The sequence below is a fragment of the Streptomyces sp. NBRC 110611 genome (genome assembly GCF_001590865.1).
Taxonomy (GTDB): Bacteria; Actinomycetota; Actinomycetes; order Streptomycetales; family Streptomycetaceae; genus Streptomyces.
This window is the reverse complement of record NZ_BBUY01000005.1, coordinates 519,476-543,420: the sequence shown is the minus strand read 5'-3', so window position 1 is coordinate 543,420 and position 23,945 is coordinate 519,476. Positions and strand designations below refer to the sequence as shown.

16 protein-coding genes, 1 tRNA gene, 1 other RNA gene and 2 pseudogenes are annotated in these 23,945 nt (G+C 69.8%); 15 read left to right on the top strand and 5 right to left on the bottom strand.

Annotation, left to right across the window (positions count from 1 at the left end; translation table 11 throughout):
* Window positions 1-201: 201 nt before the first annotated feature.
* Together AZE13_RS15560 and AZE13_RS15555 are read left to right on the top strand one after the other, a co-directional pair.
* On the top strand, window positions 202-2,349 hold the full coding sequence (locus AZE13_RS15560) for a nuclease-related domain-containing DEAD/DEAH box helicase (RefSeq protein ID WP_258527810.1): 2,148 nt from the start codon (window positions 202-204) through the stop codon (window positions 2,347-2,349).
* A 90-nt stretch (window positions 2,350-2,439) separates the two neighbouring features.
* Window positions 2,440-3,558 (top strand): hypothetical protein, encoded by a 1,119-nt coding sequence (locus AZE13_RS15555; protein ID WP_147264669.1) that lies wholly within the window; start codon window positions 2,440-2,442, stop codon window positions 3,556-3,558.
* Between the two features lie 126 nt (window positions 3,559-3,684).
* Here the strand turns inward: AZE13_RS15555 and AZE13_RS15550 are convergent, their stop codons facing one another.
* The gene (locus tag AZE13_RS15550) at window positions 3,685-4,734 is read right to left on the bottom strand and encodes an Lrp/AsnC family transcriptional regulator (RefSeq protein WP_066931332.1); all 1,050 of its coding nucleotides are present in this window, start codon (window positions 4,732-4,734) and stop codon (window positions 3,685-3,687) included.
* Between the two features lie 236 nt (window positions 4,735-4,970).
* Between AZE13_RS15550 and AZE13_RS15545 the strand changes: the two genes are divergently transcribed.
* The 5 genes and pseudogenes from AZE13_RS15545 to AZE13_RS15525 all read left to right on the top strand — a co-directional run bounded on the left by AZE13_RS15545 (window position 4,971) and on the right by AZE13_RS15525 (window position 12,300).
* Entirely contained in the window at window positions 4,971-6,629 is a 1,659-nt protein-coding gene (locus AZE13_RS15545) for an MFS transporter (RefSeq protein ID WP_066931330.1), read from the top strand.
* A gap of 816 nt (window positions 6,630-7,445) precedes the next feature.
* Entirely contained in the window at window positions 7,446-9,359 is a 1,914-nt protein-coding gene (locus AZE13_RS15540) for an ABC transporter ATP-binding protein (protein WP_107288348.1), read from the top strand.
* A 181-nt stretch (window positions 9,360-9,540) separates the two neighbouring features.
* On the top strand, window positions 9,541-10,809 hold the full coding sequence (locus AZE13_RS15535; RefSeq protein ID WP_079124014.1) for a cytochrome P450: 1,269 nt from the start codon (window positions 9,541-9,543) through the stop codon (window positions 10,807-10,809).
* Window positions 10,810-10,812: 3 nt separating this feature from the next.
* Window positions 10,813-11,091, top strand: a complete 279-nt coding sequence (locus tag AZE13_RS15530) for a ferredoxin (protein WP_258527809.1) — start codon at window positions 10,813-10,815, stop codon at window positions 11,089-11,091.
* A 174-nt stretch (window positions 11,092-11,265) separates the two neighbouring features.
* Window positions 11,266-12,300: pseudogene (locus AZE13_RS15525) on the top strand (serine hydrolase domain-containing protein).
* A gap of 108 nt (window positions 12,301-12,408) precedes the next feature.
* On the opposite strand, the gene AZE13_RS15520 reads toward AZE13_RS15525, so the two are convergent.
* Window positions 12,409-13,146, bottom strand: a complete 738-nt coding sequence (locus AZE13_RS15520) for a GbsR/MarR family transcriptional regulator (RefSeq protein ID WP_066931326.1) — start codon at window positions 13,144-13,146, stop codon at window positions 12,409-12,411.
* Window positions 13,147-13,452: 306 nt separating this feature from the next.
* Between AZE13_RS15520 and AZE13_RS15515 the strand changes: the two genes are divergently transcribed.
* The 3 genes from AZE13_RS15515 (at window position 13,453) to AZE13_RS15505 (ending at window position 16,292) form a co-directional block, all read left to right on the top strand.
* Entirely contained in the window at window positions 13,453-14,484 is a 1,032-nt protein-coding gene (locus AZE13_RS15515) for a serine hydrolase domain-containing protein (protein WP_258527808.1), read from the top strand.
* Window positions 14,485-14,583: 99 nt separating this feature from the next.
* On the top strand, window positions 14,584-14,859 hold the full coding sequence (locus AZE13_RS15510) for a hypothetical protein (RefSeq protein WP_258527807.1): 276 nt from the start codon (window positions 14,584-14,586) through the stop codon (window positions 14,857-14,859).
* A gap of 182 nt (window positions 14,860-15,041) precedes the next feature.
* Entirely contained in the window at window positions 15,042-16,292 is a 1,251-nt protein-coding gene (locus AZE13_RS15505; RefSeq protein WP_066931475.1) for a cytochrome P450, read from the top strand.
* Between the two features lie 82 nt (window positions 16,293-16,374).
* Here AZE13_RS15505 and AZE13_RS15500 read toward each other — a convergent pair whose 3' ends face one another.
* Both AZE13_RS15500 and AZE13_RS38105 read right to left on the bottom strand, forming a co-directional pair.
* Entirely contained in the window at window positions 16,375-17,289 is a 915-nt protein-coding gene (locus AZE13_RS15500) for a hypothetical protein (RefSeq protein WP_066931324.1), read from the bottom strand.
* 493 nt (window positions 17,290-17,782) lie between these two features.
* Window positions 17,783-17,911, bottom strand: a complete 129-nt coding sequence (locus AZE13_RS38105) for a hypothetical protein (protein WP_258527806.1) — start codon at window positions 17,909-17,911, stop codon at window positions 17,783-17,785.
* A 54-nt stretch (window positions 17,912-17,965) separates the two neighbouring features.
* On the opposite strand from AZE13_RS38105, the gene AZE13_RS36345 reads away from it, so the two are divergent.
* The 3 genes and pseudogenes from AZE13_RS36345 (at window position 17,966) to AZE13_RS15490 (ending at window position 20,310) form a co-directional block, all read left to right on the top strand.
* A complete protein-coding gene (locus AZE13_RS36345; RefSeq protein ID WP_147264668.1) occupies window positions 17,966-18,262 on the top strand; it encodes a hypothetical protein in 297 nt (98 codons plus the stop codon).
* Between the two features lie 187 nt (window positions 18,263-18,449).
* Window positions 18,450-18,706: pseudogene (locus tag AZE13_RS38100) on the top strand (IS5/IS1182 family transposase); the annotation flags it as partial.
* Window positions 18,707-19,086: 380 nt separating this feature from the next.
* Complete coding sequence (locus AZE13_RS15490; protein WP_066931320.1) at window positions 19,087-20,310, top strand: hypothetical protein; 1,224 nt, start codon at window positions 19,087-19,089, stop codon at window positions 20,308-20,310.
* A 482-nt stretch (window positions 20,311-20,792) separates the two neighbouring features.
* On the opposite strand, the gene AZE13_RS15485 is transcribed toward AZE13_RS15490, so the two are convergent.
* Window positions 20,793-20,877, bottom strand: a tRNA-Ser gene (locus AZE13_RS15485).
* A 132-nt stretch (window positions 20,878-21,009) separates the two neighbouring features.
* On the opposite strand from AZE13_RS15485, the gene ffs reads away from it, so the two are divergent.
* Window positions 21,010-21,108, top strand: an RNA gene (gene ffs / locus AZE13_RS15480) — signal recognition particle sRNA small type.
* 69 nt (window positions 21,109-21,177) lie between these two features.
* On the top strand, window positions 21,178-23,709 hold the full coding sequence (locus tag AZE13_RS15475; RefSeq protein WP_066931473.1) for a DNA polymerase III subunit gamma and tau: 2,532 nt from the start codon (window positions 21,178-21,180) through the stop codon (window positions 23,707-23,709).
* The last annotated feature ends 236 nt before the right edge of the window (window positions 23,710-23,945 follow it).

Genomic DNA, 23,945 nt, shown 5'->3' with positions numbered 1-23,945 from the left:
GGCGCGGGGCCGGTGGCGAGGGGGCGAGCGATGGCGGCAGGTGGCTCAGGTAGGTCGGGTGGCTCCGGTGGCTCCGGTAGCTCGGGTGGTTCGGGTAGTTCAGGTGCCAGGGCGCGGAGCGGTTCAGGGCGGGGTGGGTCAGGACGGCGGGGCGGTTCGGCGTCCCGGCGGGTGCAGGACGCCCGGAGGCAGGAGCGCCTGTTGCGGGAACGGTGGCGGGCGGCCCGGCAGCGGGCCGCGCGCTGGGAGGCGGCGAGCGAGGGGGAGCAGCGCATCGTCGCCCAGCTGCTGATGCTGACCGAACGGGGCTGGCGGCTGCTGGTGGACCGGCGCTGGCCGGGCACCCGGGCGGCCAATGTCGACATGCTGCTGATCGGCCCCGGCGGTGTCTTCGTCATCGACGTCAAGAACTGGCGGGCCGCCCCGGAGGCGTCCTGCGGCCGGCTGCGGGCCGGCGGCTTCTCACGCGACGAGCACCGCCGCAAGCTGCTCGCGGTCACCAAGACCGCCGAGGGCGCGGTGGCGTCCCTGGGCATGTCCCCCGTGGCGGTGCGGCCGCTGATGGCCTTCGCCGGGCAGCGGGTCGATGGCGAGGTGGGGCGGGTACGGCTGCTGGGCGAGCGGGAGATCGGACCCGCACTGCTGTCGGAGCGCACCCGGCTGTCGACGGCCTCGGTCCGTGCCCTGACCGAACACCTGGGGCGGATCTTCCCCGAATACGAGGATCCGGCCGGCCCTCGACCTGTGTCCGCCGGCCCCCGGCCCGCAGCCGCCGGCCCCCGGCCCGCGCGCAGCGCTGACGGCCTCGACGACGACCGCGACGACGCCCCCGACGACGGCCTCGATGACGGCCTTTTCGACCTCGACGGGCTGCGTGAGGCCGCGCTCGACACGGCCCGCCGGGCCCCCATCGAGCAGTGGATGACCTTCCTCGACCCGGACCAGCTCGCCCTCGTACGCCGTAACTGGGCCGGTCCCGCCCGTATCTGCGGCCCGGCCGGTACCGGCAAGACCGTCGTCGGCCTGCACCGTGCGGCCTACCTCGCCCAGCGCACCAACGGCCGGGTCCTGTACGTCACCTTCGCCAACAACCTGCCGCGCGTCCAGGCCACCTTCCTCGCCGCCATGGCCCCGGCGGTGGCCGACCGGGTCGACTTCCGCAGCCTGCACTCCTGGGCGCAGGAGTATCTGCACGCGCGCGGCGTCCCCGTCCGCCTGCACCGGGACAAGGCGGAGACCGCCTTCAGCCTGGCCTGGAAACACGTCGGCCGGGACAGCTGCCTCGCCGAGATCGACCCGCTGCCCCGCTACTGGAAGGAGGAGATCGACTACGTCATCAAGGGACGCGGCATCACCTCCTTCGAGGAGTACGCCGCACTGGCCCGCCGTCGCCGCCGCGCGGGCCTTCGCCGCTCGCACCGGAAGGCCGTCTGGGAGCTGTACGAGGCGTACGAGGCCGAGCGCGTCGAGCGCGCGGTGCACGACTTCAACGACGTCCTCTCGCTCGCCCTGGCGGAGGCGGCCGGGCGCACCGGCCACTCCGCCTACCGGGCCGTCGTGGTGGACGAGGTCCAGGACCTCACGCTCGTCGGGGTGCGCCTGCTGCACGCCCTGGTCGGGGACAGCCCCAACGGACTGTTGCTGGTGGGCGACGGGCAACAGGCCGTCTACCCGGGCGGGTTCCGGCTCTCGGACGCCGGTATCGACGTGCGGGGCGACCGCGGGCAGGTACTGCGCGCCAATTACCGCAACAGCAAGGAGATCGTGGACACCGCGCTGTCCGTGGTCGCCGATGACGCCTTCGAGGACATCGACGGCCGGCCCACGCCGGGCCGCCGGGACATCGACCTGACCTACCATCACGGCCGGGTGCAGCGCGCCGCCCTGCCGACCCGGGCCGCGCACGACGAGGCCTTGCTGTCCGCGCTGAGCGCCCTGACCCCGCAGGAGCTGGCCGACTCCGCCGTCCTGTGCCCGTTCAAGCGCGCCATCGATCACTACCGGCGGCTGCTCACCCGGGCCGGGATCCGGGTCTGTCTGCTGGAGCAGTACGACGGGCATCCGGTCGAGGCCGTGAAACTCGGCAGCTACCGGCGAGCCAAGGGCCTCGAATTCAAGCGCGTCTACCTGCCCCGGTACGACGCCCACCTGTCGGCCGACGCCAAACCGGCGGACGCCAGACCGGTCGACGCCGTACCGGCCGAGGCCGGGAAGGGGGTGGAGGTGGCTGAGGTGGCTGAGGTCGGCCGGGAAACCGCCCGTGAACGGGGGGAGCTGGCACGCAGTCAGCTCTTTGTGGCCATGACCCGGGCCCGGGACATGCTGTGGCTGGGGAGTGTGCGGGACTGAGGTGCCGGCGGGGGCGGAAGGCGCTGTGGACGCGGGTGAATATCCCATTCCATGTGAATAGTCCGATATGTCATAGGGAACTGTCGGGCCATGCGACACATGACCCTCTTCCTGGGCACCGCGGCCGTCACGGGGACGGCGCTCGCTGCGTTCGTACCCTTCAGTGGAGCCCAGGCCACGACCGGCACCATCACCTTCCACATGCGGCCGCATAACAAGGAGTACAAGATCCTCGACCCCGGCGACGACCACTGCTACGGGCTCGGAGCCGGGGGCGGGCAGGTGATCAACGACACCCCGCTCGACCTGATCCTGTGGCCCTCCCGTAACTGCACGGGGAAGGCGATGGCCGTCGTGCGCTCGGGTGACGCGGCCCGGTTCAAGACGTACGGGAGTCTGCAGCTCGACCCGGACAGCGCCCCGGAACCCCCGGAGCCCGGGCCCGACGACTACCCGTCCGACTCTCCCGCTCCTTCGGATGACCACTCCTCGGCTCCGTCGGACCGCCGCGATCCCGTCAACCGTCGCGAACCTCCCGACCGCCGTGAACCTCCCGACCGCCGTGAACCCCCCGACCGCCGCGATGCGCCGGACCGCCCGGACCCGTCCAGCACCGCGGGCCCCGCCGTAAATCCAACGGCGGCTCCCTCCCGCTCCCCGGCCCCGTCGCGCTCCCCGGCTCGCTCCGACCGTCCGTACCCCGACCCGGCGCGCTCCCCGGCTGCGTCCGGTTCCCCGGCGGCGTCCAGTTCGCCGGCGGCCTCCAGCTCCCCGATGGTGACCCGCTCCCCGGCGCCGTTCGGCATGCTGCCGGCCCCCCTGTCCCCGTTTGTCACTCCGCAGCAGAAGCGCCTGCCGGGTGGCGACGATGACCACCACCATCACCATCACCACAAGCACCATCACCATCATCACCACCACAAGTGCCATCATCACTGCCACGTCGACACGCCCGAGCCGCCCCACCCACCCCATCTCGACCCCATCGAAACGCCTCACGCACCCCATCCCGACCACATCGAAACGCCTCACCCGCCCCATCCCGACCACATCGAGAAGCCCCACGAGCCCCATCCCGACAAACCCCATGAGTTCGGCGACCACAACCAACACGACGACTTCGACAAGAACGACGGCTTCGACATGAACGCCGGAATGGGAGGGGAGTGGGGACAGGAGTCCGCGCCTCTCGCGCGCAAGGCAAGGTGATTCGTCCCGCTCGTTCCCGCTCGTTCCTGCACGTCTGCTCGTCCTGCACGTCTGCACGTCTGCACGTCGTGCACGAGGTGAGTGCCGGCAGCCGCGGCAGTTGGTCAGCCGTTCTGTATGAGCCTGCTAGCGGCGCCGGCCGAGCCGGCGACGGGGGAGCAGGCCGGCGCCCTTGACCGTGCGCAGCACCGGCGCGGTCTCCAGGGCGTGGATGGCATCGTGGCTGCCGAGACGCCGGGTGAGGTAGTGGTGCAGTGCCGCCGGATCGGGGCACAGGGCATGTGCCACCACGTTCGTACGGCCGGTCGTCGCGGCGACGAAGGCGAGCTCGTCGTGCCGGGCCAGGGAGGTGGCGACGCGTTCGAGGTGGGTGGGGGCCACGGTCAGCCAGAGCAGGGCCTGGGTCGTGGCGCCGTAGAGCGCGTCGTCGAATTCGAGGTCGAAGAAGAGCGCGCCGCCGGCCTGCAGGGCGGTGAGGCGGCGGGCGACGGTGGCGGCTGACCAGCCGGTGGCTGCGGCCAGTTCGGTGTGGCTGGCTCGGCCGTCCCGCTGAAGGGCGGTCATCAGCCTTTCGTCGACATCGGACAACTCGCCGGAAGTGCCGAACTCGGCGGCGAGATCGGCAATTCCGGCGAGTTGTTCGTCGTCGTGTCCCGCCCTATGGCGGGGCGTCAGGCGACGTCGCTGCTGCTCGTCGAGGATGCTGGCGCGGCCGCGCCAGGCGGTGGGGCCGCCCAGGTACGTATGGAGCAGATAGTGGGCGGACACTGCGGTGATACCGGCGGTGCGGGGGATGTCGTGCAGCAGCAGTGGGTGACGGCCGGTGCCGGCCGCCGGGGCGTGGACCACCGCGATGATTTCGGTGCCGCCGGAGGCGAGCTTCACCCAGGACGTGTCCGTCCGCCGGGCCAGCGCCTGCGCGAGGTCCTGGGCGCTGTGCGGGGCGGCGGTGAGCCGGACCAGCCACTGCGCCTGTCCGGCATGATGCGGTTCGACGAGTCCGACGACGCGGAGCCCGGCCTCGGCGTACAGCCTCTGGTACCGGCGGGCCACGGTCTGGGGCGAGACGCCGAGCACCTCGGCGATCCGGCTGAGCGGCGCCCGCCCGTCGATGTGCAGCGCGTGGATCAGCCCGCGGTCGACGTCGTCCAGTGTGGACGGAGCTCTCCTGACCATGGAGAAATTCTTCAGCAGATGAGCCTGAAGGGAAAATTCCGATGGTCCGGCTGCTCTGAATGGAACGACTGGCGCAGGCCTCTGCACGCTCTCCCGGAATCCACCGAAGGGGAGAAACCGTGCCCTCCACGCCACCTGCGCCCTCTACGCCACTTACCTCATCTCACCCTCACCCTCACCCCCACCCGTACCCTCACCCCGGCATTCACCTCCACCCGCACCGCTGGGCCGCGCTGGTGGCGCTGCTGACCGCCGAGGCGATGAATCTGCTCGATGCGACGATCATGACGGTCGCCGCACCCGCCATCCATGCCGATCTCGGCGGGCCCGCCTCCGGCATCCAGTGGTTCAGCGCCGCCTACACGCTCCCGTTCGCCGTCCTGCTGATCACCGGGGGCCGGCTCGGCGACATCGCCGGGCGGCGCCGGGTGTTCCGGATCGGCGTCGCCGGTTTCGTGCTGGCCTCACTGGCCTGTGCGCTGGCCGGCTCGCCCGCCGTGCTGATCGCCGCGCGGGCCGTCCAGGGAGCCGCGGCCGCGCTCGTCATCCCGCAGACCATCGGCCTGATCCGGCGCATGTTCGACGGTGACGAACTGGCCAGGGCGATGGGCGGCATCGGCCCCGTCATGGGCCTGGCCGCGGTCTGCGGGCCGGTACTCGCCGGCGTCCTGACGCACGCCGACCTGTTCGGCTTCTCCTGGCGGGCGGTGTTCGTCGTCAACATCCCGCTCGGAGCCGGCGTGCTCGCCACGGCCCACCTGCTGCCGGAGGACCGCTCCGACCGGCGGCCGCGCCTCGACCTCACCGGCACAGTGCTGGCGGTGCTCGGCACGGGACTGGTCGTCCACCCCCTCATCGAGGGCGACCTGATCCCGGGGGCGCAGGCCTCCGGGGCACCGGCCTCCGGGGGACCGGCTCCCGGGGTACTGGACGCGGGGCCGCTCCGGGCCTGGATATGCCTGGCCGCGGGCCTCGCCGTCCTGGCCGGGTTCGGAGCACATCAGCGGCGCCGCGGCGCCCGGGGGCGCAGTGCGCTGGTGGAGCCGGGCCTCTTCCGGGACCGGGGATTCCCGGCCGCGCTGGTCGCATCGCTGCTGTTCTTCGCGGTGGTCAATGGCCTGATGCTGGTGGTCGTCCTTCAGCTGCAACTCGGGCTGCATGCGGATGTCCGGTCCGCCGGCCTCACCCTGCTGCCGTGGTCGGGCGGTATGGCGCTCGCTTCCTGGATCGCCGGTGCCCGGCTGGTGCCCCGCCACGGCTCACGGGTGATGTTCGCCGGGCTCGCCGTACTGCTGACCGGCGTCCTGGCCGCAATCGCGGTCTACGAGGGCTACGAGGTGCATGCGGTCCATGCGGCCCACCCGGTCCATGCGGTGCATGCGGTCTACGCAGCCCATGCGGCCGGTCCGGCCACGTCGTACCCGTGGCCGCTGCTCGTCGCGCTGGCGGCCTGCGGGGTGGGTCAGGGGCTGTTCGCCGTCCCGTTCTTCACTACCGCGCTGCGCCGCGTCCGCCCATACGAGACCGGTTCGGCGGCCGGTCTGCTCAATGCCGCCCAGCAACTCGGCGGCACACTCGGCACCGCCGTGCTGGGCACGGTCTTCCTGCACGGCACGGTCTTTCTGCATGCCCCCGCCCCCGCCACCGCCAGCGCGTCGGTGCCGGCCATCGCCGCGCTGCACGGCGCCCGTAACGCCTTCTGGCTGGCCGTCGCCCTGCTCGTCGCCACCACCGTCGCCGCCGCACTCATGCGTGTACGTGCCACGCACCGGTCCCGTCGCCGCCGTTCCCCTGCGCTGCGTCGCCGCGCCCACGTGCCGCCCCCGCGTCGTCGTGCTCATATGGGCGCGGACGCACATCGGACCGTCAAGTCCCGTACCGGCTACGGAGGGTGAAAGATGCCTGGTGGGCCGGGTGCGTCGAGGCGGCCGGCCCGGCATGGCGTCTGGATGCGGAGCGTTACGCGTCGGCACCCTGCGAGGGCGAGGGGAGAATTTGCAATTTTGTCTGAATTTTCACCCATATTTCCTTGTTGGTGGGCAGGTGGTCGACGTAGCTTGGGAGTTGAGGCGCTGACGAAGCCGGAGACGGCGGCTCATACCGATCCGGAGCGGCTCGCCAGCTAAGGAACGATCAAGGAGGCAGGTATGAGCTTCCGGAAAGTCTTCAACCGCAAGAACGGCTGTGACGACTGGGACCGTGACGACCACGACTACGGTCGTCGTGGACGGCGGCGTGGTCGCAGGAACGGCCACGGTGGATACGGCCGCGGGTACGGTCGCAGCAAAGGCGGCCACGGGCGCAAGTAAGGCGTCTGTGACTGAGACTGACCCAAAGCTCTGAATGCTCTGAGTCGAGGTTGACCCGCGTTCCGCGCGGGTCTCCCTCGTGGGTCGGGGTCCCGGGCCGATGCGCTCCGGGGCCCCGCAGCCCGACTCCCTCATCAGCCCAGCAGGACCGATTCACCAAGCCGATTCACCGAGCCGGCGTGCCGGGCCGGCTCACCAGGCCGGCTCATCGAGCTGACTCACCGGGCCAGCTCGCGGAGAGCCGACTCACCGAGCCGGCTCTCCGATCCTGCTGCGGCGCCGACGATATGGCCCGCGACCATGCACCTGCGCAGCTCACACCGCGCTCCTGAACAGGTCACGGGCGCGCCCCAACAAGCCGACGGAGTACCGCCTGTTGGCCGCATCGGCCTGTGGGACTCCATGACGGACCGGACGGATCTGGCGCATCTGACGGACGCCACGATCCGCACCAGACGCGTCGGCATCCGGGAGGCGCTCCGCCGCTTCTGGCCGCTGACGCGTGGCGACCGGCGCTGGATCGCCCTGGTGTGCCTGGCCGCCATCACGGCCGCGCTCACCGAGACAGTGGCCATCCTCCTCTTCGCCCAACTCACCGACAACGCCCTGCAGAAGGGATCGGTCAGCGCCTTCTGGCAACCGGCCGGACTGTGGCTGAGCGTCGCCGTCCTCGGTGCCGTCGTCGGCTACCTCGGCAACTCGCTCGCCGCGTGGACCGCCGAGCGCTTCGTCATGCGCCTGCGCGCCCGGACCTTCGGCCATCTCCAGACGCTGCCGCCGCACTTCTTCCAGCGCAACCGCCGCGGTGACCTGCTGGAGCGGATGACGGGAGACATCGACGCCATCGAGGAGCTGGTGGTCAGCGGTCTCGTCCAACTGGCCACCGCCCTGTTCGGCATCATCCTCTACGCGGGCGCCGCCCTCTGGCTGCGCTGGGACCTGGCGCTGGCCACCTTCGCCCTGGCCCCCGTCTTCTGGTTCGCCACCCACCGCTTCACCGGCCGCGTGAAAGAGCTCTCCCGTCGCGAGCGCGCCGCGGACGGCGCCATCACCTCGGTCGTCGAGGAGGGCCTGGTCAACGTCGTCCTGACGCAGGCCTACAACCGGCAGCACGACGAGGAGCAGCGGCTCGACCGGCAGGCGCGCACCTGGTTCCGGGCATCGGTGACCAGCGCCCGCCTCAACGTGCTGTACGTGCAGGTCGTCGAGCTCCTGGAAACCCTCTGCGTACTGGCCATCATCGGCCTCGGGGCATGGGAGATCGCCGCGGGACGGATGACCCTCGGCCAGCTGCTCGCCTTCGCCGCGTTCATCGGCTACCTCTACCCGCCGATCCGCTCACTGGGCCAGCTCGGGCTGACCGCCACCGAGGCGACCGCCGGCGCCGAACGGCTGCTGGAGGTCCTCGACGCCCGGCCCGCGGTGCACGACCCGTCCCCGTCCGCCGTCTCCCTCCTCGCCCTGCCGCGCCGTCACCGTGCCACAGGTGAGCTGGAGGCCCACCACGTCACGTTCCACTACCCCGGCAGCCCGCCCGACGCCCTCGTCCTCGACGACCTCTCCTTCACCGCGGTCCCCGGCCAACTCCTCGTCATCACGGGCCCGAGCGGCGCCGGCAAGTCCACCCTCGCCGCGCTGCTGCTCCGCTTCTACGACCCCGACTCCGGCAGCATCCGCCTGGACGGCATCCCCGTGAACCATCTCCCGCTCGCCCAGCTCCGCCGCAACATCACCCTGCTGCCCCAGGAGACGCTCGTCCTGCACGACACCGTCGAGGAGAACATCGCCTCCGGCCGCGCCCACCCCCGCGCCACCCACCAGGAGGTCGTCCGCGCCGCCGAGGCCGCCGACGCCCACGGCTTCATCTCCGCCCTCCCGGACGGCTACCGGACCGTCATCGCTCCCGGTACCGCCCGCCTCTCCGGAGGTCAGCTGCAGCGCATCGCCATCGCCCGCGCCATGCTGCGCGACGCCCCCGTACTCGTCCTCGACGAGCCCACCACCGGCCTCGACATCCTGGCCACCCAGCGCATCCTCACCCCCCTGCGCCGGCTCGCCGAGGGCCGCACCACCATCGTCATCACCCACGACCTCGACCTCGCCACGGACGCCGACCTCATCCTCGTCCTCGACGGGGGGCGCCTCGTCGAATCGGGCACCCACCGCCAACTCCTCACCCAACACGGCCTGTACGCCCAGCTGTTCCTGGCCCAGGCTCCCGGCCACGCGTACGACGCGCCGGGCCGCACCTACGACGCACCGGGCCGCGCCTACGACAGCGACCCGCCGCTCTCCGTCAAGAGCGAAGCCCCTTAACAACCTTGCCCTCCCCTCCTCTCTCTCCTCCCTCGCCTCTCCCCTCCTTCCCGCCCCTGTGGCGCCACCATGGCGCCGCAGGACTCTTAATGGTGTCACAATGGCTTGTCATGACGCCATCGCGGTGCCATGATGGCGTTACGGCCTCGCGCCGTACGCCGACAATCTCCCGGAGGGGACCATGCGCACCGGACCACCGACACACTCCGCCCCCGACGCAGAGCCGCAGCCCGAGCCGCAGTCAGTAACGCAGCCAGAGCCAGAGCTAGTGCCGGTGTCGTTGCCGACCGGCCGTCACTCGGGGTGCCCCTTCGACCCGCCCGCGGAATTTGCGCGGTTGCGCGCGGAGCGCCCGCTGCGGCGATTGCACTTCCCCGACGGGCATATCGGTTGGCTGGCCACGGGGCACTCCGTGTGCCGTGGGATCATGGCTGATCCCCGTTTCAGTGCGCGCTATGAGCTGATGCACTATCCGCTTGCGGACGTCGGTGAGCTTCCTGCGGCGCCGGCCGGTGACATCCTCGGTCTGGACGCGCCCGAGCACACCCGCTATCGGAAGCTGCTCGCCGGGAAGTTCACTGTCCGCCGGATGCGTCAACTCGCCGAGCGCGTCGAGCAGATCACGGCCGAGTGTCTCGATGACATGGAGCGTCGTGGTGGTCCGGTGGACCTGGTGGAGGTGCTCGCCCAGCCCGTCCCCGCGCTGATGATCTGTGAACTGCTCGGAGTGCCTTATGGCGACCGTGCGTTCTTCCAGCGTCATGTGGCGACGATGTTCGACCAGACGGCCGGCCAGGAGGACAGCGCCGCCGCCACCGGTGCGCTGCTGGAGTATCTGCACAAGCTGGTGCTGGCCAAGCGCGCCGAGCCCACCGATGACCTGCTCAGTGACCTGACCAGCAGCGATCTCAGCGATGAGTGGCTGGCTGGTATCGGCGCGCTGTTGCTGGCCGCCGGTCTCGACACCACCGCCAATATGCTCGGACTCGGCACTTTCGCGCTGTTGAGCAATCCGGACCAACTCGCCGCTCTGCGCGGCGATCCGGGGCTGGCCGGTCAGGCCGTCGAGGAGCTGTTGCGCTATCTGACCGTCGCTGATCCCGGGGTGCGGTCCGCGCTGGAGGACGTCGAGATCGACGGTCAGCTGATCAGGGCCGGTGAGACGGTGGTCGTCTCGTTCCAGGCCGCCAACCGCGATCCGGCGAAGTACCCCGACCCCGACCGCCTCGACCTGCACCGCAAGGCCGCCGGGCACCTGAGCTTCGGTCATGGCGCCCACCAGTGCCTGGGCCAGCAGCTGGCCCGCGTCGAGATGAGCGTCGCCTTCCCGGCGCTGCTCACCCGCTTCCCGACACTGCGACTGGCCGTCCCGCCCGAGGACGTACCGCTGCGCGCCAACTCGGACATCTACGGGGTGCAGAGCCTCCCCGTCACCTGGGACAAGGAATAGCCCGTGGCCCGCACTCTCACCCTCACCGTTGACCGGGAACGCTGCGTCGGTGCCGGGATGTGCGCACTGACCGCCCCCGAGGTGTTCGACCAGAGCGACGAGGACGGCGGGGTGGTCCTCCTCGACGCCGCTCCACCGCCCGCCCGCCATGCCGCGGCCCAGCTGGCGGCCGGCCTCTGCCCCGCCGCGGCCATCACCGCCATCGACCACACGACACATCACACGACACATCATCAGCAGCAGCCCACCAGCAGCCCTGAAGGGAGGATTCCCCATGAGTAGACACGCGGTGCGCATGCGCCTCCCCAAGCGCACCCTGGGCTTTGTGCTCGTCCCGCTCCTCGCCGCCGCAGCGGTGGCGGGCAGCGCCTTAACGGCCCCCGAGGTCTCCGCGGCCCCTACGGCGGTGGCCGAGCCCCCCCCCATGCCGAAGTCCAGCGCGCACTCAACCGGGCGGTGAGCGAGGGCGGTAGCCCCGGCATCGTCGCCGAGGTCCGCGACGGCCGGCGGTCGTGGTTCGGCACGGCGGGCGTGGCCGACACCGACACCGGCCGTCAGCGCAAGCCACAGGAGCAGTACCGCATAGGGAGCTCCGCCAAGACGTTCACGGCCACCGTGGTTCTGCAGCTCGTGGCCGAGCACAAGCTGAGCCTCGACGACACGGTGGAGAAGTGGCTGCCCGGCGTGGTCCACGGCCATGGCCACGACGGAAGCAAGATCAGCGTTCGGCGGCTGCTCAATCACACCAGCGGGATCTACAACTACGCCATGGACCCGGCGTTGAACAGGAAGTAGACCGGCCCCGCGTGGTTCGAGCACCGCAACGACCACTACCGTCCCGAGCAGCTCGTCAAGCTGGCCATGACCCATCGGCCCGCGTTCGCACCGGGCACGAGCTGGGGCTACTCCAACACCAACTACTACCTCGCCGGAATGATCGTCGAGCGGATCACCGGCCGGCCGCTCGCCGACGAGATCTCCCGGCGGATCACCCGCCCGCTCGGCCTGACCAGGACGTATCTGCCGGACCGCGGCACGGTGATCCCCGGACCGCACCCGCGCCACTACTCGAAGCTGCATCGGGACACCGTCCCCGACGCCAAGGTCTACGACGTGGCCGACATGGACCAGTCCACCTCCTGGGCGGCCGGCGGGATGGTCTCCTCGGCCGAGGACATGAACCGGTTCTTCAGTGCACTGCTGGGCGGCCGGCTCCTCCCGCCCGCCCAGCAGCGGGAGATGTTCACCACCGTCCCGTCCAAGGACTACATACCGGGCGTGACCGGATACGGCCTCGGCGTCCTCTCACAGAAGCTGCCGTGCGGCCGGACGGTCTGGGGCAACGGCGGCGCCACCTGGGGCTCGTGGTCGTACACGATGGGCACGCGCGACGGCCGGCACATGCTCGCCCAGAACATCAACGCCGACTGGATCCCCGCCCACATCGGCGTCTTCCCCGATGTCCTCCAGGCGGAGTTCTGCCGGAAGTAGCCCAATCCCGCCGAGCCGCCAAGGCATCGGATGAGGCAGGGCCCAGGTCCCCGAGCTTGGGCCCTGACCGGTCCTTTGGCCGGTCCTTGGCAGGCGAAGGCCGGGACTTCACCGGTCCGCTTGCGCAGAACCCGTCGGCGCAACGGACCGGCTCTGCCGCCACTGCTCCATGGCGTTCTGGAGGGACTCGCTCACGAGAAGAAGGAATTCGGCGGAGGACGCGAAGCGGGCGCCCGCCGGGGTCGCGGCCCCGAGAATCTCGGCTCCGCGCCGTGAAGTGGCGGCCAGGGCGTCGTTCATCTGCAGGGCTGCGAGGAGGGACCGGAGCCAGACCTCATCGTCGACGACATAGCTTTCGCGGCGCATGCCGGGAGTTCGTTCCCGCCTCACCAGCCCCTGCTGTTCGAGGAAGGTGACGGCGTGCGAGACGGAGGCGGGGCTGACGCGAAGCTGCTGGACCAGATCAGCGGCGGTGAGAGTGCCGGAATCGGTGATGCACAGGCAGGCCAGCACCCTGGCCACCATACGGGGCAGCCCCTGCTGAACGAGGAGAGCGGTCCAGGACTCCGTGAAGTCCTGGACCGCCTGCGGGTCACGCCCATGGCCGCTGTCGGGAACCGGCGGCGCCGGAGGCTGAGCCTGCTTGCGCCGGCGGGCTCGGTGCCATGTGGCCTCGTGCGCTCGATCCGCCACGTAGCGGTCGGGCCCCCCGTTTCGGGTGACCTCTCGCATGACGGTCGAGGCGGGCCGCCCCAGGCGCCGTCCGATCTCCGTATATCCGAGCCCCTCGGCCAGCCCCGCAGCGATCTGCTGACGGTCCTCGCTGGTGAGCCTGCCTCCGGGCATCGGTTTTCGTCTCCCGTCTGTCGACCTGCACGGCGCTCGGCGCCTGCGCACTCCGCTGCACAGTATGCATTCACCCAGATACCATTGCAATGCCCCCTCTAGTCATCATTGCATTCAGAGCCACGCCCATTGCAATAGTAGGCTTGGGAACCCCGGCAACAAGAGCAACTGGACCCTCATCTCGCGTTGACGAAATAGTGAACGCAATGTAGCTTCGTGACTGTTCAGAGATCCCTGAACACGGACGGGCTGCACCCGAGGAGATTCATGATGGGGAAAAGCAACCGCGGCTTATCCGCAACAGGGATGGCCTCGACGTCCAAGCCGGTCACGGTCTCGGCGGCGATGGTCCTTCTCGACGCGTGCCGGCTGCGGCTGGACGATTCGGTGGAGCCGTGGCTCCCCGAACTCGCCGACCGGCGAGTGCTGAAGCGGACCGACGGTCCGCTGGACGACACCGTGCCGGCGCGGCGGCCGATCAGCGTACGGGACGTGCTGACGTGCACGTTCGGGCTCGCAATGGATCTGACAACGCCGGACGCCCCGATCCAGGAGGCAATCCAGGAGCTGGAGCTCACCGGCCATGGAGCGCCGCCCCCTGAGCCGGACGAGTGGATGCGCCGTCTTGGCACGCTTCCGCTGATGCACCAGCCCGGAGCGGAGTGGGGGTATCAGATCGGCTCCGACCTGCTCGGCGTGCTCGTCGCGAGGGTCACGGGCCAGCCGTTCGATACGTTTCTGCGCGAACGCATCCTCGACCCGCTGAGGATGGTCGACACCGGCTTCCACGTACCCGCCGGCAAGATCGACCGTCTGCCGCCCAGCTACGTGCCCGATCCGCAGACCGGAGAGTTCGTCGTGTGGGACGAGGCGGCAGGTGGAAGGTACAGCCGGCCTCCGGCGTTCCAGGGCGCCGGCGGTGGGCTGGTCTCGACCGTCGACGACTATCACGCGTACTTCCGGATGCTGCTGAATCACGGGATGCACGGGTCCGAACGGATCCTGTCCCGGCCCGCCGTCCAGCTGATGACCACCAACCGCCTCACGCCCGAGCAGCGAGCCGCCCGAGAGGCTCTGGCCCGTGACAAGGTCCATCTGTCGTTCGGCCAGGCGCAGCAAGGCGGCTGGGGTCTCGGGATGGCGGTGCGCACCTGCCGCGGCGACTACGCGTCCATCGGCCAGTTCGGCTGGGACGGCGGAACCGGCACCACCGCATACGCCGACCCGGACGAACAGCTCAGCGGCATCCTGCTCACCCAGGTCGGAATGTCCACTCCGGATTCGCGGCGGCTCATCCACGACTTCTGGACCATGCTCTACCAGGTACTCGACGACTGAGACCGAGCCGGCATCCCGACAGGCCCGCCCTCGCCACCATTCCGTTTCGCCGTCCTTCCGTTTCGCCGCCCATCCGTTTCGCCCAAGGAGCGCATCACCATGTCCGTCACCCTCACCGAACAGGACAAGTTCACCCTGCGGATCGCCGCGCGCGGCGCCGTCACTCTGATGTCCGCCACTGACGCCGCTGGGAAGCCCCACAGGGTTGCCACCGACGGTGCCATCGCCCTGGGCTCCGCGACCGGCCTGGTCGGGCACGTGCTCGCCAAGCACCCCCAGGGCAAGGGCCTGAACGGCAAGTCCAGCCCCCCCTATGGCCGAGATGGCCCGCAAGATCACCGAAGCCCTCGACGCCGCTTGATGGGCCGCTCATAGCCAACTCCACTTCAAGCGGCCCGATGCCGTGGGCCAGTCGGTCCGCAATGTCGTCGACCGGACGGCTCGGGCCCAGCCGGCCATGTCTCCGACGTGGTCGGTGTCCGAGCCGTCTCAGCCATGCGTGAGGCCCGCCGACGACTGCCGCCGCACCAACCACCAAAGGAACTCCGATGAGCCAGATGAGTCAGACGAGCCAGATCCAGACAAGTCAGACGGTTCCCACCCCGCGCGGCCTTCCCATGGAGCGCGATGCCGGCCCCTTCGCCCCGCCCCGCCACCTCACCCGGCTGCGTGCCGCAGGCCCTGTCAGTCCCCTGGTCTTCCCGGACGGTCACGAGGGCTGGCTGGTCACCGGCTATGACGCGGTCCGCCAGCTCATGGCCGACACCCGGTTCAGCTCCCGCCAGGACATCGGCGTCATCCATGTGCCGTACGAGACCCCCGGCATGCCCGCCGCTACCGAACCGTCCCCGCAGATGCCGGGCCTGTTCATCAGCATGGACCCGCCGGACCACACCCGGATGCGGCGCAAACTCACCGGCGCCTTCACCGTCAAACGCATGAAAATGCTCGAAGACCACATCGTCGACATCGTCGCGCGGCAACTGGACGAGCTGGTGTGCCTTACCCCGCCCGTCGACCTGGTCAAGGAGTTCGCGCTGCCGGTGCCCTCGCTGGTGATCTGCGAACTGCTCGGTGTCCCCTATACGGACCGGGAGAACTTCCAGGGCAACTCCGCCACATTCCTGCAAAAGGATGTGACGCTCGAGGAGAAGATGGCCGCATACGGCGCGATGACCACGTACCTTTCCGAACTGGTCGCACACAAACGCGCCGAACCCGGCGACGACATACTCTCCGACCTGGCCCGCCATGACGACCTCACTATCGAGGAACTGACCGGCGCCGCCTTCCTGCTGCTGCTCGCGGGCCACGAGACCACCGCCAACATGCTGGCCCTGGGCACCTTCGCGCTCCTGGAGAACCCCGAGCAACTGGCCGAACTACGCGCCGACCCGTCATTGCTCCCCAACGCCGTCGAGGAACTCCTGCGCTTCCTCTCCGTTGCCGACATCTTCTACCGCTACGCAACGGAGGACATCGAGCTCGGCGGCGAAACAATCGGCAAGGGGTCGACCGTCGTTGTCTCCCTGCTGGCCGCCAACCACGACCCCCAGCGCTTCGACAACCCCGACACCCTGGACATCCACCGCAAGGCCCGCGGCCACCTGTCCTTCGGCCACGGCATCCACCAATGCCTCGGCCAGCAACTGGCCCGCATCGAGATGCGCGCCGGCTTCGACGGACTGCTGCGCCGCTTCCCGACCCTCAAACTCGCCATCCCCGCCAACGAGGTGAAACTCAGAGCCGACATGAACATCTACGGCGTCCACGAACTACCGGTCACCTGGACAGAAACCCCCGAGTAATCCCCCCGGCCCCCTGGCTGTTTGCCGGCGCACGGTTCTGCATCCGGAACTGGGCAGTCAGGGGACGTTCTGCAAGGGCGCCCTAGTCTTTCGTGATGTGCAGCCAGTTATCACTGGGGGGTTGTACGTCGACCACATCGGGATAGCGATCGGCGAGGTACTCCTGCTCCATCTCCTCGCCGGTCTGGCGGTTGCGTACGACCTTGATACCGCCCATCTTCATCTTCTTCAGGGTGCCGATGGTCTCGCCTGTGATGAGCGCGTTGAAGGCCTTGATCGCCTGCCCCGACTGCTGGACGCTGTCTCTGCTGACGACGCCCTTGTTCACGTTGAGCATGGTGTTCGTGTATACGGCCCTGGGGTCCTTGCCGAGGTACTCGCGACTCGCGTCACCGATGTTCCTGAAGAAGAGTTCGGCAACGTGCTCGGGCCACTTCTCCAGGATGATCTGGTGGCTGATGAGGAGTCCCGTGCCGCTGGCATGGCACTGACGCCCCTTCATGAGCATGTATGTGATCCAGTGTTCCGAGATGGGCCAGGACGTCATGAGGGCGGGAATCTCGTCAGCCGTGAGCTTTCCTGTGGACCAACGGGTCCAGTGCAGGCCTGCGGCTCGATTGCGCAGGATCTTCAGCGCTGCGCCATAGTAGTTGGCGTTGTTCTGTGCCATGCCGGACGCCTGGGCCACGTAGTCGCCCGCGGTGCGCACACGGCCCCCGTCGATGGCGGCGAAGGCATCCGGGTCGAGGCCGTAGGTGACCTGCGCGGTCACGGAGATTCCCGTGTCGATGATGGCCTGTGCTCTGTGCTGGCCATCGATCAGGCAACCGTGCAGGTCCAGGGCGAAGCCTTGATGGGTCGTGCGGAATTGTCCAGTCCGCAGGATCTCCCGGAACTTCTCGACGTTGTAACCGCGTAACGGGACGCGGTTACAGACCCTGTTCTTCATCCAGTCGATGCAGATGTCCGGCGTGACCATCATCGTCTCAGTGCGCATGGTATGGAACCCGATCCTCCTCGTTCCCACGGAGCGTGCGGCTGAACTCGCTGCGTTCCGTCGTTTGTTATGCAGCGTTGCAGAAGTGAACCGAACCCGTAGCGATATGATCGGAATGCGACGCATCTTGTCTGAAAGTGTCCGCTCTTTTCTTCCTTTGATCTTCCTGGATTGCCGTGTCTGCATGCTGTGACGCAGGTGCGACAAGGCCTAGCTATCTGATAACCCCTGCGCGTGTCGTAGGCGAGTTGAGATGCGAGGGGAGCGTTTGCCCGGGAGGCCGCCCCGGCCGGCTGGCAGGACGTGGAAGGCGCTACGAAGAAGGGCACGGGCCTGGAACACACGGCAGGTCTGCTCGGGAGCATTGTGGGAGCCGTGGGGATCGCGGCGAAGCTGCATAGGGGTCGTTCCGTCTCAACCTCGACCACGATGAGGATCACGCCGGCCTGCGGAGATGCCGCGTCCCCAAGTGCTCTTGGTGGACGCCCGGCGGCTAGGGGCCGGAGGGGGCGGGCGTAACGCGGTCGGCGGCGACGGACTTGGTGCCGTTCTGGAGGTCGTGCGACCGTGGCTGTCCGGGGCGGTGCCCGGTTTGGTCGCAGACGGCGAATTGGTTCCCCATACGACCATGGTGCCGAGGGAGGCGTTTGCCGAGTCTGCTTATTCCTTGAGTCCCATGGATCACGTACCGGAATCCCGGCCGGACGGGCCGCCCGCACGCGACGAATTGATCCAGACCCACGGGGAGGCCGCCCGCCTCGGTGACCTGGTGCACGCGGTGGACGCAGCCGCCGCTGGCCTCGCCTGGGACCGGCTCTTGTGCGCGCGGAGCGTCACCGCCCCGTTGCCGCAGGGGTGGGCGGAAGCACGTCTCGCCGAGCTGGGTGAGATCCAGCCGGGCCCTTCCTGCACCCGTCTCGGCAAGGGAGAACGGTCGCCGTCGGGGGAAGTGCCCGTGGTCTTTCCCCGATAGTTGGAGGGCGTGCGGATCCTGCTCCGAGAGGAGGAGAAGGTTTCCTGCGAGAAGGCCCAGGAGCTCGTCAAGTTCAGGCTGGCTGGTGGAGATGTCCTTTGTGTCAGCACGGGGGAGCCTCGCCCACCCGTGCTGGTCGGGGCGGAGCAGGAGGGGTGGCTCCTCGGCGCCAACCTGATCCAGTTGCAGACTGCGGGTCTGGATCAACGCAGGCGTCTGGCAGCGTCTGCACGAGGTGCTGCTGCCCGAGCTGCGGGCCGCGGGGCGGCTCGACCTGTCCGGGGCGGTGATCGACGGCTCCCACGTCAGGGCGCCGGGGGCCGGCCCAAAACCGGCCGGAGCCCGGTCGACCGAGGACGGCCGGGCTCCAGGCAGCACGTGGTCTGCGACGCCACCGACACCCCGTCGGCCGTGACCCTGACGGGTGGCAACCGCAACGAAATCCACGAAGCCTTCCTCGGACTTGCATGCTCACTCATCTGCTGGCACCGCCTGCAACCCACGTTGCGTTAGGAGCTTTAAGGCCCGGACCGTTTCCGCGATCCGGGCCTTTTGCCTGGCGGAGGATACGAGATTCGAACGCGTGAGGGATTGCCCCCAACAGGCCGTCCAAGTCCTCGTCTTGGGGTGGTCTGAACGGGGGACGTACCGAACATATTCGCCATTCGCTCCCAATCCCTTCGTACGGATGAAGGGCCGGGCGTGTCAGGGCTGACCAGCGACGGCACCGCTGACGATGGTGCTGTCTTCGCGCCGCTCGCAGTCTCTCAGTCCACTTCCGGGGCGGGCTGCTGTGTCATGCGCGCGCACGGAAGGAGACGACGTTGTCCGATCAAGAGTACGAACAGGCTGAGCGGAGCGTCGGGGAGTTCACGCTCACCACCCCCGTAAGCGCCGAGCCGCCGGCTGCACTGGCGTATACGGTCCCGGAACCGGACGAGCAGTGGGAACTGCCGCACGGTTTCGCACACGTCTTCTATGGCGAGGGCAACCGGGACATCACCCGACCGCTGATCATGGCCGACGGCTTCAGCCTCGGCAAGAGCGACCTGAAGTGGCTGTACTCCGGGCTCGACAGCGACTTCCCCTTCCTGACGGAGCTGCGCCGCCGGGGCCGTGACGTCATCCTGCTCGGTTACCACGAGCGCTCCGCCTCAATCCTGGACAACGCCCAGGCAGCGATGGCCGCCATCGCGCAGACCTGCGCCCAGCAACTGGGCGACGCACCGCTGACCGTGGGCGGTTTCAGCATGGGCGGCCTGGTCACCCGCTACGCCCTGGCCAAGATGGAGAGGCTGCGGGCCGGCCACCGCACCAGCCTGTACTTCTCCTACGACAGCCCGCACCGCGGCGCTGTCGTGCCCGTGGGCCTCCAGGCGTTCGCGCACTTCATCCCCTTCCCGAACAACCCCTTCGCCCGTCAGATGAACAGCCCGGCCGCCCGGCAGATGCTCTGGCGGCACTACGACCCCGAGGCCGGGGAGATCGGGATCGCCCCCGAGCGCACGCAGTTCCTCCAGGAACTGGCACAGGTCGGCGGCTGGCCGTCCGACCCGCTGAAGCTGGCGGTCGCCAACGGCCGCGGCGACGGCGCGGGCCTGGAGATCCCGCCCGGCAGTACCGCGCTGAAGGTCGAGCGGATCTACCCGGGCACGACCTTCTCCACCCAGGCCCAGGGCAAGGACGTCATCACCGCCGAGCTGAAGCGGAGGTTCCCCGCGGCGGAGAAAACGATCACGACGAATGACTTCTCCGAACTGGACGGCGCCCCCGGTGGCACCCTCCGCTCGTACGGCATCCTCGCCGACGCGCTGAAGAAGGTCGGCGCCAAGATCGATCTGCGGCACGAGCACGTCTGCTTCGTCCCCTCCGTCAGCGCGGTCGCGATCCGCGACATCGACCAGCAGAAAGACCTCTACGCGAACATCGACGGCCTGCCCGGGGAGGAGAGCGAGGTCGACGAGTTCATCTGCTCCTCGGACACGACGGCGCACACCGCCATCACCCAGGAACTCGGCGAGTGGCTCCTGGACCGGCTGTGCGACTGATCCTCCGCAGCACTCGGGTCGGGCTGTCCGCCTGACGGGCAGCCCGACCGCCCGGAGGGCATCGAGCGGCTGCGGCCATTCGGCATTCCAACAAGCCGACGGACGCGACCAGATACGAGAGGCCCCCAGCCTGCAGGGCCGGGCCCGGGACAGGGGGCCCGAGACAGGGGTGGCGAAGGAAGACTTCTTGAGCGAGAGACGCACCTCCGAAGCGCCTTCGGCCCTCTCCAGTAGCCGCACGCGCGGCCAGGCGAGCGAGTCGCGCGTCACGGGCTTCGCGTAGGCGACCTTCCCCGGCGCGACGGCCCCGCCACCCCGCCACCTCGCCCCTTGCGTCACAGAAGGGCTCCTCGCCGCCCGCGCCGGCATGCCCGCGACGGCATGCCCGCGCCGGACTGACTGCAACCAGAACTGCAGCCACGGAACGACGAAGGTCCCGGCCGCTGAGCGGTCGGGACCTTCGTTTGCCCTGATGGGCGGTGCGGAGGATACGAGATTCGAACTCGTGAGGGGTTGCCCCCAACACGCTTTCCAAGCGTGCGCCCTAGGCCACTAGGCGAATCCTCCGCCGCAAACAATACAAGACGTTGGGGGGTGCTCGCGAACATGATCCGGGGGAGGGGGTGCGGGAGGGGGCGTGGGTGGGGGTGGAGTCGGGGAGGGGTTCGGTGGTTGGGCCGGGGATCCGCTAGTGTGGTGCGCAGCCCCTCACGTGGCGCTATCTGACTGAACTCCCCCAGGGCCGGAAGGCAGCAAGGGTAGGTCGGCTCTGGCGGGTGCGTGAGGGGCGCTTGTGTTTGCGGTTTCGCGGGCCCGTGGAGCTGTGGGGCGGGCCGGTTGTCAGTGGGGGCCGATATCGTCGTATGCGTGTCGTCCCTTGCGCTGTACCGCCGCTATCGCCCCGAGACCTTCGCCGAGGTCATCGGGCAAGAGCACGTGACCGATCCGCTGCAGCAGGCGTTGCGGAACAACCGGGTCAATCATGCGTATCTGTTCAGTGGCCCGCGCGGCTGCGGCAAGACGACCAGTGCGCGGATCCTGGCGCGGTGCCTGAACTGTGAGGAAGGTCCCACTCCCACTCCCTGTGGGAAGTGCCAGTCGTGTGTGGATCTGGCCAGGAACGGGCGCGGTTCGATCGATGTGATCGAGATCGACGCGGCGTCGCACGGTGGTGTGGACGACGCCCGTGAGCTGCGGGAGAAGGCGTTCTTCGGGCCGGCGAGCAGCCGGTACAAGATCTACATCATCGATGAGGCGCACATGGTGACCTCGGCGGGCTTCAACGCCCTGCTGAAGGTCGTCGAGGAGCCGCCGGAGCATCTGAAGTTCATCTTCGCGACCACGGAGCCCGAGAAGGTCATCGGGACGATCCGGTCGCGGACGCATCACTATCCGTTCCGGTTGGTGCCGCCGGGGACGCTGCGGGACTACCTGGCGGAGGTGTGCGGGCGGGAGGACATCCCGGTCGAGGAGGGCGTGCTTCCGCTGGTGGTGCGGGCCGGCGCCGGGTCCGTACGGGACTCGATGTCGGTGATGGACCAGCTGCTCGCGGGGGCGGGCGACGACGGTGTGACGTATGCCATGGCCACGGCGCTGCTGGGGTATACGGACGGGTCGCTGCTGGACGCTGTGGTGGAGGCGTTTGCCGCGGGTGACGGGGCGGCGGCCTTCGAGGTCGTCGACCGGGTCATCGAGGGGGGCAATGATCCGCGGCGGTTCGTGGCCGATCTGCTGGAGCGGCTGCGGGATCTGGTGATCCTGGCCGCGGTGCCGGACGCGGCGGAGAAGGGGCTGATCGACGCCCCCGCCGATGTGGTGGAGCGGATGGCCGCGCAGGCCGCCGTGTTCGGCGCGGCGGAGCTGAGCCGGGCTGCGGATGTGGTGAACGAGGGCCTGACGGAGATGCGGGGGGCGACCTCGCCCCGGCTGCAGCTGGAGCTGATCTGTGCGCGGGTCCTGCTGCCCGCGGCGTACGGGGACGAGCGGTCGGTGCAGGCGCGACTCGACCGGCTGGAGCGGGGCGCCGGCGCGGGGCTGCTGGGCGGTGCTGGTGGTGCCGGTGGTGGCATCGGAGGTGTCGGCGGTGTCGGGCCGGGCGCCGGGGCCGCGGGTGGTGCGGGAGCTGGTGTGGCGCCCGTGGTGGCCGGCGGCGGACCGGCGGCCGGGTACGTGCCGGGGCCGGAGGCGCATCCGCCGATGCCCGCCGCGGGGCAGTCCGGGCCGGCGGCCGCGCGTGCCGCGGTACGGGGCGCGACGGAGGCTCCGGCAGCTTCGGCGCCCGGTGCCGCGGGTCCCGCCGCTCCGGCGGCTTCAGCGCCGGGTGCCGGCGTTCCGGGTGCTTCGGCCCCTGCTGCTTCGGCCCCCGCTGCTGCGGCTCCGTCGGGTGCTGCGGCGAACGAGGGCGCGGGTGCGCGGCCAGGGGCGTGGCCCGGTGGTGTCGGCCGGGGGAATGGCGCCGGTGGCGGCGGAGGCAACGGCGCCGCGGCCCGGCAGCCCGGCGGCTGGCCGACGGCCGTGGCGCCGGGACAGGGCGGTCAGCGGCAGCAGGGCGGGGCGCCCGCGTCCGGACCGGGCGCCGGGGCGGCGGGCGGCGCGCCCGTACAGCCGTCGGGGCAGGGCGGACCGGCGGCCGGTGGTCTCGCGCCCGTACCGCAGCAGCCGCAGGCGGCGGTGGCCCCTGAGGCGGCGCAGGGCGCGGCTCAGGTACGGCAGATGTGGCCGGAGATCCTGGAGGCGGTGAAGGCCCGCCGGCGCTTCACCTGGATCCTGCTGAGCCAGAACGCCCAGGTCTCCGGGTTCGACGGCACGACGCTGCAGATCGGCTTTCCCAACGCCGGGGCCCGCGACAGCTTCGCCAACGGCGGGAGCGAGGACGTCCTCAAGGACGTGCTCGCGGAGCGGTTCCAGGTGCAGTGGCGGGTCGAGGCGATCGTCGATCCGTCGGGCGGCGCCAACCCGCCGGCCGGGGGCGCTCCCCGCAGCGGCGGTGGCGGCTTCGGCGGCGGGGGTGGCTTCGGTGGCGGGGCGCCCGTCGCGCCCCAGCCGTCCGCACCGCAGTCGTCGGCGCAGCAGGGCGGGCCTGCCGGGCCACCGCAGGCCGGCGACGCGTACGGCCAGTCCGGCCAGTACGGGCAGGGCGGCGGAGGAGCCGGTGGCGGCGGCAGCCAGGGGGCGAGGATGGCGCGGGAAGCGGTCGCGCCGTCGGCGTCCGCGGGCGGCGGCGCGCAGGGCGCTCCGGCGGCGGAGCCCTCGTATACGCCCGAGCCCCCGCCGGTGTCGATCGAGTACGACATGCCGGCCGAGGACGACCCCGACCTCGTCGACTCGGCGCTCAGCGGTCATGAGCTGATCGTCCGGGAGCTGGGCGCGACGGTCGTGGAGGAGTTCAACAACGAGTGAGCGTGTGTGAATGTGAGCGTGTGTGAATGAGTGAGCAATGTGGAGAGGGGAGCCGGAGCGTGTAAGTGGGGGGAGCCGGTGGGTGAGAGCGGCTGAGCCGTTCCGCTGGCGCGCCGCGGTTCGCGGTGGTAAGGGGCGGCGGGGATGCGTAGGTGTACGGGCGGGTGTACAGCAGGCGTACACCCTGCTCCTCCCTATGGCGTAGGGCGCGGGGGCCGTGAACCACGTAGGCTCGG